The sequence below is a fragment of the Peptoclostridium sp. genome, assembly GCF_009881055.1.
Classification (GTDB): Bacteria; Bacillota; Clostridia; order Peptostreptococcales; family Peptostreptococcaceae; genus Peptoclostridium_A.
On record NZ_WXFG01000024.1, the window covers coordinates 1 to 12,817 of the forward strand.

A 12,817-nucleotide genomic window follows, 5' to 3' on the forward strand; every position below is an offset into this window, starting at 1 on the left:
TTTCTACTTTTCCTTGTATTATCTTGTGTCTATATTTGGTACACCACACTATATGATACTGGATAGTATAAACATACCCTCTCCCATAAGTAACTTTTCCCATATGTCACATCCTTTGATTATATGACAACATATGTAATGGTATGATTCTAGTGTTTTTAATGCCTTTAGTTTGTTTTTATACAAACATGTGTCGCCACTAACTCATGACTGAAGTCACGAGAATGCGTGGCGACTCATTCAATTGCCTGCCAACTGTTCGCAAATAGAAAAAGCCGAACACAATTCGGCTTTTTCATTATGACCAGCTTCTTATTCCAATCACATCAATTATATTAATATGCTCAATTTCTTTCGAGCTGTAGCCTCCTATCATAAAAGCCAATTGAACTGAAAACCCTATGCCAAAGACTGTTATTATCGTCCCTATTCCAACAGGCCCCCCCAGCATGGCTCCTATTACAAGTACTGCCATTTCGATTGAATTTCTTATTAGCCATACCGGCTTGCCGGTTTTCTTTACTAGAGTCTCCATCATACTGTCTCTTGGACCTGCCCCAAGACCTACCCTCAGATAAAAAAATGATGCCCATCCCATCATCAATATTCCGAATAGGAGCAACGCAACCTTGAGTATAAGCGTTTCTGGGGTGTAAAATATCCCAAGAGATTGCAGTAGGTCTATAAAAAAACCTATGAAAAACATATTGAATACGCTCCCCAGCCCGGGAATAACTCCACAAAAGTATGCTATCACTATTATTGCAACCCCTGTCAATTGAGACACTTGACCAAGGGTAAGATTCGAATGCTTCACTATTCCCATATGGAAAACATCCCACGGGCTCATTCCAAGGTCAGAATAGAGCGTCGACAGTATTCCCACCGCAAATAACAGAAATCCAAAGAAAAGAGATGGCATCTTTTTTATAATGTCTACAACTGTCAATTTTTCTTTTCTCATGTAATCCCCCCATTGATTTCGGCTACGAGCATGCTTATATACCCTACCTATTACACAGCAAAGCTTGCTTTGCTGCCATCTTTTGAAGCGGTTATCTCAAGCCTTGCATTTATTCTCTCCTTGAGCTCCGGCACGTGAGATATTATACCCACAAGCCTTCCGGACTCCTGAAGGTCGATCAGGCACTCAACTGCGCTGTCAAGCGATTCTGGATCCAGAGAACCAAAGCCCTCGTCTATGAATATCGTATCCAGGCTGACTCCACCGGCATATGCCTGGACAATGTCAGCAAGTCCAAGAGCGAGCGAAAGTGAGGCCTTGAAGCCTTCTCCTCCTGAAAGGCTCTTTACATGCCTTGCTTTGCCCGTATAGTTATCGAAAACTTCGAGTTCTAGCCCCTCCTGTTTTCTGCCCTTGCCCTTTTCGTCTTTCCTCAGGAGAAAGAATCTACCCTGGGTCATCTTATCCAGCCTGACATTGGCCGCCTTTATTATCTCGTCGAAATATGCCGCAAGCACATACCTTTCGAATGTAAGCCTTTCTGTATTTTCCCCGTTGGCTATGCCTGCCAGTCCTCCCACAAGCCTCAGACGCTCTTCATGGCCTTCGATTTCGCCGGCTATGCGTTCCATCTCTTTCAGCGCTTTTTGATTGTTGGTTCGTCTGGCATATATCATCTTTATTGTTCCATCGAGTTCCTCGCATTCCTGCTTAAAGGCTGCGAGCTCTTTTTCTATACATTCTACCGCAGTTTCCTTGAGTCCTTTCGCCTCTGACTGAGCCTTTATAAAGTTGTCTGAAGCCGACTTAAGCTCCTGATAATATTTGGTTATGTCATCATCAGTTTCTTCAATATCCTGCTTGCTCATCTTCAGCTCTGCAAAATGAGCATAGTCTTCAAATCCAGCTGCAGACAGCATATCCTCAAGCCTTGCTCTTAATTCATTTATCTCCTTTTCATTTTCACCTTCTGATTTTGCCGCAGCCTCTATCTCCTTCTCGGTTGTAGCCTTGTCTATTTGAGCCTTGCTGTGTTTTTCGCGCGCCGTATCGAGCGCCTTTTTCATAGTCTCGAGCTTGTCTTCCAACGCCTTTATTTTTTCATAAAGCCCTCCAAGAGTGCGTAGCTCCAGGGGTATCTCTTTTTCAATTGCTTGGAGCACACCCTCTTCTCCCTTTTGCCTTATCTGGAGCTCCTTCTTGTCCTCTTCGAGCTTTACAAGGTCCTTTTCTTTCTCTCCCATATGGAGCTCCAGTTTTTTGATAGACTCTTCTACCTTAGCCTTGCTTTTTGCAAGCTTGTCAATATCCTTGAGGCTTTTATCAAGCTCTTCAAGCTCATGCCTTAGCTTTTCGCCCTTATTTCTCAAATACGCTTGGAGCTCAACTTCTTCAACATCCATTAGCTCTTGCCCGAGGTCAGGTTTCAGATTCTCCCGCTGTTCCGATATGGAATCCCTAAGGCTCGTTATTCCTCCGTTTATGTTGGCCAGCTTCTGCAGCATATCGTCTTTATTTTGTTTTAGGATTTCATATTTATTCTTGGCATGCTTCAGAGTCTCTTCGGTTGGCATTCCCTCTATAAAAGCAGCCGGCAACGGATGATTTTTAGAACCGCAAACAGGGCATGGATAGCCTTCTACTAAGCTTTTTGCCAGAAGTCCGGCCTGTCCTTTTCTGAACATGTCATCGCTTTTTTCATACAGCTCCTTTGCGTGGATAAATGTCATTTCAAAGGCTTTATATTCTTTTTTAAGGTCGAGGTGCTTTTTCTGCTCATCTGAAAGCTTTTTGCATGTTTTATATATTTCTATGAGCCTCGCAATGAGTGAATTTTTCTGACTAAATTGCTTTTCAAGCTTTTCTCTTTGAATCTGTGCTTCGTTTGAAAGGCGCAACTCCTCAGTCAGCTTTTTATGTTTTTCTTTGTCATCTTCCAAGCTCTTCTTTAGATTTTCCAGCTCATTGCTCGTTTTCGCCAAGTCGCCGAGAATAACACCTATGGCCTTTTGCTTGTCCTCATATTCCCTGACTTTATGGGCAAAACCGCCGAGTTTCGTGACTTCTTCTGCTATCGCTTTTCTTTCCTGTTCTCTGGCTTCTTCTGACATGAGCACTTTTTTGCTGCTCACCAATTCCGCTTTGCAAACCTCCAGCTTTTTGACCAGCATCTCGCGTTCAGCTTTCTTAGAATTCAGGGCAAGCTTCTTTTCTTTTACGGCTTCGTCCACTATCGAAATCTCAAGTGCCCTTCTTCCCATGGCCAGCCTTGCCACTTTATCTTCATATGATTTTTTTTGACACTCCAGGCTTGCAAGCCTCTCTCTGGCAGCCTCCATTTCACGAAGCTTTTTGTTTGCCTCTGCAGCCTCCAGCATTGTCTTTTGAAGTTTCTCCTGGCCGAGCCTTCCGTCTGATAGCTTTTTCGAGAGCTCTTCCTGAAGCGCTTCATCACTCTTTATTAGCATGCTGCTTCTTAATATGATCTCAGGAATATTGAGTTCTTCTGATTCTAGAAGCTCTCGTAGCTCCTCGTTTTCTTCTGCATCTATGTGTTTTGCATTTGTTTCCAGTTTTGATTTAGCCTCGCTTATTGTAATGCGCAGCTGCTTTCTATCTTCCTGCAACCTCTTTTGTAAGGCTTCGAAAGCCTGCGTTCCAAATATCTTCCTGAATATCTCCTCGCGCTCCTTGCTTTCAGACTCTATTAGCTTTCTAAACTCCCCCTGGGGCAGCATCACTACCTGTCTGAACTGGCTCCTGCTTATGCCCAGGATTCCTCCTACTTTCTCGTCAACGCTGTTTATCCTGGTAACAACAGACCCATCTGGCAAAACTAGCTCTGCACTGGACTCCTTGATTGTGTATCCTTCTCCCCTTGCTTTTTTCTTCTCCTGCTGCGGATGTCTTTTTATGATATAGGTTTTCCCTCTAAGTTCGAATTCCAGCTCCACGTATGTTGGACTGTCTACCTCCGCAAAATCGCTCCTTAAATCGCTTTTGTCCCTGCTGCTTCCGGAGGCCTCTCCAAACAGTGCATAGCTTATAGCATCGAATATTGTAGTCTTGCCCGCTCCTGTTGGTCCTGTGATAAGGAATATATTGTTGCCCTGTAAATTTCTGAAATCAAGCGTCTCCTTGCCTGCATAAGGTCCAAATGCACTCATTACGAGTCTTATAGGCCTCATTATTTAATCAGCTCCTTTCTGAGCGGACTCTATAGCCTCTTTGACAATTTTGTTTTCTTCATCGTTCATATTCTTACCGCATATTGCCTCATAAAATTCCTCAAAAAGCTCAAATTTCGACTTTTCTCTGTGTCCGGCACCGGCCGACGTCCTGCCTGTTGCAGATTCTCTGGATTGCATTCTCTCTAGTCCCATTATATTTGGATACACAGCTCTTAGCTTTGTTATCGGGTCAAAAAGTTCACCCTCGTCTGTGAGCCTTGCAAAAATATAGTCGGCGGTGTCTCCGCCCGAATATACATTGGGACTTACAAGTTCGCTTAAAGGGCCTTGTATTACCCTCATATCTCTCACTGGAGCAAGTGACAGATGTTTTGTTGTCACATCTCCTGATTCGCCGATCTCTACTACTACGACGCCTTTCTTGTGCGCTGCCTCCGAAAAAGAGTATTTGAGAAGCGAGCCTGAATATCTCGTTTTTTCGCTTCCCGCTCTCTGCGGTCCGTGGAGATGTCCCAGGGCTGTATAGCAGAAATTTTCAAAGCATTCTGCATTAACTATTTCACTCCCACCCACACTCAGCGGTCTTTCCGATTCACATCTTTGCGGTTCTTCTGTTTCATATGATTCTTCATTGCTTTCTTTTTTGGAATATGCTATGTATCCGTGGGCCACTGCCACCTTTCTTGCAGAGCCTTCGGCGTTTGCTTCTATTCTTTCTATTATTATTCTCATCATATCATCATGAGTTGATATTTTCTCATCACCGAGTAGATGTCTTGCCTCCCTCGGATCCGAATAGGGTATCAGATAGAAATCTACAGATCCGAATTCGTCATAGAGTTGTACTCTCTTGGTCTCCGCGCTGAGAATTCCGGCGATGTGCAATCCCTTATCCGACAGCAGCCTACTCCCAAAAGAGAGCCTTTCAGGACTATCATGGTTGCCCGCTATCGCAAGTACTGGAATCTCAAGGTCAAGCAGTATTCGGTTCAGCGCCCAGTCAAGCAGTTCTACTGCTTCCACAGGCGGTATGCTCCTGTCGTATATGTCGCCTGCTATTACGAGAGCGTGCGGCTTTTCCTCCTCCAAAATCTCAATAAGCTGCTCAAGGGCATGCCTTTGGTCCTCCAGCATGCTGAATCCGTTCACAATCTTGCCTATATGCCAGTCAGAAGTATGGATTATTTTCATCCCGTCCTCCTCTTTCCGTTAAATTTATAATCGAAATGCCTTCATAATACTAATATACACATACTGATCATGCATATTCAAGCTGAAAAAAATCCCCTGCTTTCCATTAAAATAAAAAAAACCCCGATGAATTATCACCGGGGTTCTTGATTACTATCCTATTACAGTTACTTTAGCAGCTTGAGGTCCTTTTGGTCCTTGAACTACTTCGAACTCAACTTCTTGTCCTTCTGCAAGTGTTTTGAATCCATCAACTTGGATTTCTGAGAAGTGTACGAAAACGTCTTTTCCGTCTTCTCCAGTTATAAATCCGTATCCTTTTTCTCCGTTAAACCATTTAACTGTACCTTTCATATTCTAAAACCTCCAAAAATTAAAATTCCTTTAATTCTGACAATCAATTTTTTGTAAACGTTAACCTGCAGAACTGTTTGATGCTTCTTGCAAATATGTACTAAACAAAAAATCACATTGAGAATTAAATACTACATTTAGTATATATTCAAAGCCATATTTTTGCAATAGCTTTAACAATTATTTTTCCAAAATGAGCAGATATTATAACCATGAAAAAAACATTCGATTTTTAGTTGAAATCCTACATTGATAACATAAATTTAATTGAAATTTTTCCAAAACAAGTGTATCATAATAAAGTTGGTAATTTTTAATGATTAAACGTGTCTGCAGATGTGCTGCACACTTAATATAACTTAATATAAAAAAGAGGTTGATCAGAATAATGAAGAAGAAGATAATCAATATCGCGGTAATTGCCCACGTTGACGCTGGCAAGTCGACACTTGTAGACGCTCTCCTTTCACAGGGCGGCGTTTTCAGAGAAAACGAAGAGGTAGTCGAGTGCATAATGGACAGCAACGACATCGAAAGGGAAAGAGGAATAACAATATACTCTAAGAACTGCGCTATAGAACACGACGGCATCAAGATAAACATAGTCGACACTCCCGGCCACGCCGATTTCTCATCTGAAGTTGAAAGGATTATGAAAACTGTCGACACTACAATACTTCTTGTGGATTCAAGCGAAGGTCCAATGCCTCAGACAAGGTTCGTGCTTCAAAAAGCTCTGCAAAACGGTCTAAGGCCTATACTTTTCATAAACAAGATAGACAAAAAGGACCAGAGGGCTGAAGAAGTCGTAGACATGACATTCGACCTTTTCGTGGAGCTTGACGCAAATGACGAACAGCTTGACTTCCCAATAGTCTATGGAATAGCAAGAGAAGGAATTGCAAAGCTTGAAATGAGCGATGAGAGCAGCAACCTTGACCCGCTTTTCGATCTTATTAAGAACCACGTTCAGGCATATCCTGATCTTGACTCCGACCCGCTTCAGCTTCAGATATCATCGCTTGACTACGACGAGTACGTTGGAAGACTTGGCATAGGCAGGATAACAAGAGGAACTCTTAAAAAAGGACAGCAGGTGTCTGTTTCAAGAAGAGACGGCTCAGTTGTAAAAGCAAAAATTTCCAAGGTAATGGTAAATGAAGGCCTCAACAGAGTTGAGAAAAACGAGGCAACTAGCGGCGATATCGTAATACTTGCAGGAATAAGTGACATTTCAATAGGGGAAACTATATGCGACGTTGACAATGTGGATCCTATGGAAATGATAGAAATAGAAGAACCTACTCTTGCAATGAACTTCCTTGTCAACGACTCTCCTTTCTGTGGCAAGTCGGGCAAATTCCTAACTTCAAGACACCTTAAGGCAAGACTTGAAAGGGAACTGGAAGTCAATGTAGGCCTTAGAGTCGAAGAGCTGGAAGGCAGAGACGGCTTCAAGGTTTCAGGAAGAGGCGAGCTTCACCTTTCAATACTGCTTGAAAACATGAGAAGGGAAGGCTATGAGCTTGGAGTTTCAAAACCTGAGGTTCTATTCAAGCATATAGACGGAACTCTTTGCGAACCTGTTGAAAAAGTAATAGCTACAGTACCTGACGAGTTCAGCGGCACTGTAATATCAAGCCTCAACCAGAGAAAAGGCATAATGGAGTCAATGCACTCTGAAAACGGCTACACGAAGATTGAATATCTTGTGCCTACCAGAGGACTGCTTGGTTACAGAAGCGGCTTTATAAACGAGACAAGAGGTGAGGGAACGCTTGTCAAATCATTCCACTCCTACCAGCCGCACTTTGGCGAGATACAAGGCAGACTAAACGGCGTGCTCGTATCCCAGGAAGCAGGCGTAACTATGGCATACGCACTTTTCAACCTAAGCGACAGGGCAACTATGCTTGTAGATGCTGCTGTGCCTGTATATGAAGGAATGATCGTTGGCATAAACAGCAGAAAAGAGGACATGGTAGTTAACGCATGCAAGAACAAGAAACTTACTAACGTAAGAGCTTCCGGATCTGACGATGCTGTAAAGCTTAACGCCGCAAAATCCTTCACGCTTGAAGAGGCTCTTGAATTCATAGAAGATGACGAGCTTGTTGAAGTAACGCCTGATTCTATAAGGCTTAGAAAGAAGATATTAAACGCCAACGACAGAGCAAAATCCTATAAGTCGAACAAGGCCGTTTAATAAAACTGCTAACATCGAAATCAAACAAAGGTGTACATTCTTGAGATCACTCAGGCATGTACACCTTTTCTGTTTCTAGTAAGTCTGATTTATAAACCTTATCATCCTGTCGAGAGCATCCTCCAGGAGATACTCTGCGTGCTGCATTGCATATTCAACGCTCATTGGTGAACGCGTTATCGGCATAATGCTCTTAACCCCCGATTCATACAGCCATCCGACGTCCCCTCTTATTCCTCCGCATACTGCATAAAGGGGCACTCCATTTGCGGCACACACCTTTGCGATGCCGGAGATTGCCTTGCCCCTTGCTGACTGGCTGTCAATTCTTCCTTCACCGCTTATTACAAAACTGCACCCTTTGAGTATACTTTCAAAATCAGCCACTTCGAGCAGGGTCACTATCCCAGACCTCAGCTTGGCTTTGCAAAATGCGCAAAGCGCGCCCCCGACTCCCCCTGCCGCTCCTGCACCTGCAATCGCATCCATGTCTATACCGAGTTCCTGTATTACCTTTTCCTTGTATTTAACCATGCCTCGCTCTAGCAGCTCCAACTCATATTCTCCCGCACCCTTTTGGGGAGCGTATACATATGTGGCTCCACTCGCTCCTGTGAACGGATTGTCAACATCGCACATCACTGTGATGGTTGAATCTAAAAGTCGTTTGTCAAGCCCTGTGATGTCTATGCTTTCTATATGGAGCAGATTCTCTCCGCATGGCTTTATCTCGTTCCCGCTTCCGTCAATGAATCTGACTCCAAGCGCATGCAGCAAGCCTGTTCCGCCGTCATTTGTCGCGCTTCCCCCGATTCCCACTATGAAATTGCGAAATCCCAGCTCGAGTCCGAGCCTTATCATTTCACCTGTTCCTAACGAGCTGGCAATCAGAGGATCCCTTTCCTTTTCAGATAGAAGCGTGATGCCGCTTGCCTGGGCCATTTCCACAAAAAAGCATCCATCCGCTTGTCCGCAATATGCGTCTATTTCCCTGCCGATAGGATCATGCACCCTCGCCCTTATTTTCTGCCCGCATGTCAGCTCCAAAAGAGCTTCAAGAGTTCCCTCGCCTCCGTCGGCAATCGGCACTCCCACCACCTGAGCGTCAGGATAATGCTTTTTTATAGCCCTGCTTGATACTTCTATGATTTGAACGGATGAAAGCGATCCTTTGAATGAGTCTGCGGCGACTACTATCTTCATTTTAGGACTTCCTTGTTCACGCAAGTCTGGGGTCTTTCTCCGCTAAGCACGCTTACAATATTTCTTGCAGCTATAAGTCCCATCTCTTCCCTTGTTTCTATTGTTGCTGAACCAATGTGTGGCAGGAGCACTACATTTTTCATGTCGTAGAGCTCTTCTTCTATTAGAGGCTCATTCTCGAATACATCGAGTCCAGCAGCCCATATTTTGCCTTCTCTTAAGGCTCTCACAAGAGCCTTCTCATCTACCACAGGCCCTCTCGCGGTGTTTATAAGCACCGATGTGTCTTTCATCATGTCAAGTTCGGCATCACTTATATAATGTTTTGTTTCCGGATTCAGCGGCACATGCAGCGATACAAAGTCGGATTCGCGAAGGAGCTCCTCCTTGCTTACAAAGGTTCCACCGGTTTCCTTTTCAAAATCTTCGCTTCTGCTTCTGCCTGTGTAGAGTATTTTCATGTCAAAGCCTCTCGCCTTCTTTGCAAAGTTGGTGCCAATCCTGCCTCCACCTACTACACCCAGGGTCTTGCCCGTTACGTCTCTTCCAAGCAGCAGAGTGGCCTTCCATGAGTCGAACTTCCTGTCTCTTACATACCTGTCCCCCTCAGCAATCCTTCTGGCCGCAGCAAAAAGGAGCGCCCACGCCAGATCGGCTGTTGCATTGTCAAGCACCCCCGGAGTGTTCGTAACTAGTATCCCTTTGCGGGTCGCATGCTCAACATCTATGTTGTTGTAGCCCACCGCATAGTTGGCAAATATTCTGCAGCCGTGAGCGGCGTCAAGCACCTCCTTGTCAATGGGGTCAGTAAGCAGGCACAGTACCGCATCCTTGCCTCTTACCCTCTCCACAAGCTCTTCCTTAGACATCTGGCGATCATCGCCATCATATTCCACTTCAAAATGTTGCTTCAGCAATTCTACTGCAACCTCCGGAATCTTTCTCGTTACAAGAACCTTTTTCATAAGCCTCACCCCTATAATTTTTTCTTCTATACCATTTATATCCCTTTTCTAAAATTTAAAAACCCGCCGCTGAAGCCATTAATTAATGTCTCCAGTAGCGGGCTGCAAATGTAATCGCTATATATTATTTGAACTGCTTGATTTTACAAAAGCAAGCTTTGCAAACTGTATCAGCACAAGCGGCATGGCCGAAAGTCCAAATATGGTTGCCAGCTGACCACCTGCAAGAGGAGCCACTTCGAACACCTTCATAAGAGGCTTGATTTCAAGAACCGACATTAGCAGAACTAGTCCTATTATGGCTGCATACCAAACATACGGATTACTGAAAACTCCTGCTGCAAATATCGACTCCCTCGCCCTGCAGTTGAAACCGTGCAGCAGTCTCGAAAGACAAAGCGTAGCGAATGCCATTGTGCTTGCAAGCATATGGCCCCCGCTTGAGAGTCCTATGTGGAACGCCGTCATTGTAGCTATGGCAATCAGTATACCTTCAAAAAGAATCTCCAGAGAAAACTGTCTGCTCAGCAACGGAGCGCTTATGTCTCTTGGCTTGTCATTCATTATATTCTTCTTGTAAGGCTCCATGCCTATTGCTATGGCAGGAAGACTGTCTGTAAGGAGGTTTATAAACAGTAGGTGCACAGCTGCAAAAGGAACCGGCAGAGCCATAAACGATGCATAGAGCACCGAAAGTATACCGGCTGTGTTTCCCGAAAGCAGGAATCTTATAGAGTTCTTTATGTTCTCGTATATGCTCCTTCCGTTTGATATTGCCTTTACTATAGTTGAGAAGTTGTCGTCAGTAAGCACCATTGACGATGCATCCTTGGCAACCTCTGTTCCAGTTATGCCCATTGCCACGCCGATGTCAGACTGCTTGAGAGCAGGAGCGTCATTCACTCCATCGCCTGTCATTGCAACTATGTTGCCCTTGTCCTGCCATGCCCTTACTATCCTTATCTTGTGCTCAGGTGAAACTCTGGCGTATACAGAAATGTTTTCAACCTTTTCCCTCAGCTCTTCATCAGTCATGTCATCGAGCATCTGGCCTTCCATGGCCTCTGATTCGTGTTTTAATATGCCTATCTGCTTGGCTATGGCCGACGCAGTTATTTTATGGTCACCAGTTATCATGACAGGTTTTATTCCTGCGTTTGCGCATGCCTCAACGGCTGAAGCCGACTCTTCTCTTGGCGGATCCATCATTGATATAAGTCCAAGGAATGTCATGTCTTTTTCGTCATCCAAGCCTATTTCAGTATTATCTTCAATTTCCTTGTAAGCAAACGCAAGCACCCTTAGCCCATTTTCTGAAAAGCTTCGATTTGCGGCTTCGATTTCTTGTAAATCTTTTTCCGATATGCTGGATATTCCGCTGCATTTTTCTATAGCTACAAGTCTTTTTGCAAGCACATCCACGGCACCCTTGGTTACAAGCAGCGTCTTTCCGCCTATGCAATGCACCGTACTCATGAGTTTTCTTCCTGAATCGAATGGAACCTCTCCGAGCCTTGGATATTCATCCCTGGCTTTAATCTCGTCAATTCCATACTTTTCCGCAAGATTAACAAGAGCTATCTCCGTAGGATCGCCTATCTCCTTGTCAAAAGAAGTCACAGCATCATTGCAGAGCACTGACATCAATACAAGCTTTTGATCCAGGTCTTTGCAGCCTTCTTTAGACTCGTCTTCTACCACTTTACCGTCAACAAACAGCTTCTGCACTGTCATCTTGTTTTGAGTGAGCGTTCCGGTCTTGTCAGAACATATTACAGATATGCTTCCAAGACTCTCAACAGCGTGTAGCTTTCTTATTATGGCATTTTCCTTGGCCATCTTTTGGGTGCCTATCGCCAAAACTATTGTCACTATTGAGCTTAATGCCTCCGGTATAGCCGCTACTGCAAGCGCCACCGCGAACATGAAGGAATCTATTACTGATCCGCCCCTGAATATGTTGAGTGCAAATATGACCGCACAGATTGCAAGTATTGCTATTGCAAGCTTCTTGCCGAAGTTGTCCAGATTTTCCTGAAGCGGCGTCTTTTTCTCCTGCGTGCTTTCAAGCAGGTTTGCTATCTTACCTATCTCTGTTTCCATACCTATGCTCGTCACGGCAACAACTCCCCTGCCGTATGTAACAAAGCTGCCCGAGAAAACCATGTTCTTGCGGTCGCCAAGAGCTATGTTCTCGCCCTCTATAGCGTCTGTCAACTTGTCTATGCTCTCGGATTCGCCAGTCAGCGAGCTTTCATTTATCTGCAGGCTGTATGTCTCTATGACCCTGCCGTCGGCGCTGACATAGTCGCCTGCGTCCAAAAATAGTATATCTCCAACCATCACTTCTCTAGAGGGTATCTCAACCTTCTTGCCATGTCTTAGGACTTTTGCCGTTGGCGACGATAGAGCCTTGAGACTCTTAAGCGACTCCTCCGCCTTGACATGCTGCACTGTTCCTAGTATGGCGTTTATGGTGATTACTACAACAATTACTGCCGAACTTTCAAATTTTCCAAGGAAAGCTGAAATTACAGCCGCGGCTATAAGTATGATCACGAGAAAATCCTTGAACTGCTCCAAAAATACCATCAGAGTGCTCTTTTTCTCCGCCTCGACTAGTTCGTTATAACCGTACTGATCTCTTCTTTTTTCAACTTCTGCGTTGCTCAACCCTTCTTTATCTGTGTTCAGGTGCAGCAATGCATCTTCAACGGTCTTTTGATAAAGCCTGTACATGTTA

The 12,817-nt window shown here is 44.4% G+C and carries 9 protein-coding genes; 1 reads left to right on the top strand and 8 read right to left on the bottom strand.

Annotated features, from left to right (window positions below):
* The 5 genes from GT589_RS06130 to GT589_RS06150 form a co-directional block, all read right to left on the bottom strand.
* Positions 1-103: transposase (locus GT589_RS06130; RefSeq protein WP_293397883.1), on the bottom strand; the 103-nt coding region annotated here is incomplete at its 3' end.
* 195 nt (positions 104-298) lie between these two features.
* Positions 299-964, bottom strand: a complete 666-nt coding sequence (locus tag GT589_RS06135) for a YczE/YyaS/YitT family protein (RefSeq protein ID WP_293397530.1) — start codon at positions 962-964, stop codon at positions 299-301.
* A 50-nt stretch (positions 965-1,014) separates the two neighbouring features.
* Positions 1,015-4,152: an AAA family ATPase gene (locus GT589_RS06140; protein WP_293397532.1), complete on the bottom strand. Its 3,138-nt coding sequence runs from the start codon at positions 4,150-4,152 to the stop codon at positions 1,015-1,017.
* A gap of 3 nt (positions 4,153-4,155) precedes the next feature.
* Positions 4,156-5,346 (bottom strand): exonuclease SbcCD subunit D, encoded by a 1,191-nt coding sequence (locus GT589_RS06145; RefSeq protein WP_293397534.1) that lies wholly within the window; start codon positions 5,344-5,346, stop codon positions 4,156-4,158.
* 153 nt (positions 5,347-5,499) lie between these two features.
* A complete protein-coding gene (locus GT589_RS06150) occupies positions 5,500-5,700 on the bottom strand; it encodes a cold shock domain-containing protein (protein ID WP_293397536.1) in 201 nt (66 codons plus the stop codon).
* A 388-nt stretch (positions 5,701-6,088) separates the two neighbouring features.
* On the opposite strand from GT589_RS06150, the gene typA reads away from it, so the two are divergent.
* Positions 6,089-7,906: a translational GTPase TypA gene (typA, locus tag GT589_RS06155; RefSeq protein ID WP_293397539.1), complete on the top strand. Its 1,818-nt coding sequence runs from the start codon at positions 6,089-6,091 to the stop codon at positions 7,904-7,906.
* Between the two features lie 75 nt (positions 7,907-7,981).
* On the opposite strand, the gene GT589_RS06160 is transcribed toward typA, so the two are convergent.
* The 3 genes from GT589_RS06160 to GT589_RS06170 form a co-directional block, all read right to left on the bottom strand.
* The gene (locus GT589_RS06160) at positions 7,982-9,109 is read right to left on the bottom strand and encodes a glycerate kinase (protein WP_293397542.1); all 1,128 of its coding nucleotides are present in this window, start codon (positions 9,107-9,109) and stop codon (positions 7,982-7,984) included.
* A complete protein-coding gene (locus GT589_RS06165) occupies positions 9,106-10,074 on the bottom strand; it encodes a 2-hydroxyacid dehydrogenase (RefSeq protein WP_293397545.1) in 969 nt (322 codons plus the stop codon). Before GT589_RS06165 ends, GT589_RS06160 begins: the two co-directional genes overlap by 4 nt.
* Positions 10,075-10,191: 117 nt before the next feature.
* Positions 10,192-12,813, bottom strand: coding sequence for a cation-translocating P-type ATPase (locus GT589_RS06170; protein WP_293397548.1), 2,622 nt, complete (start codon positions 12,811-12,813; stop codon positions 10,192-10,194).
* Between the last annotated feature and the right edge of the window lie 4 nt (positions 12,814-12,817).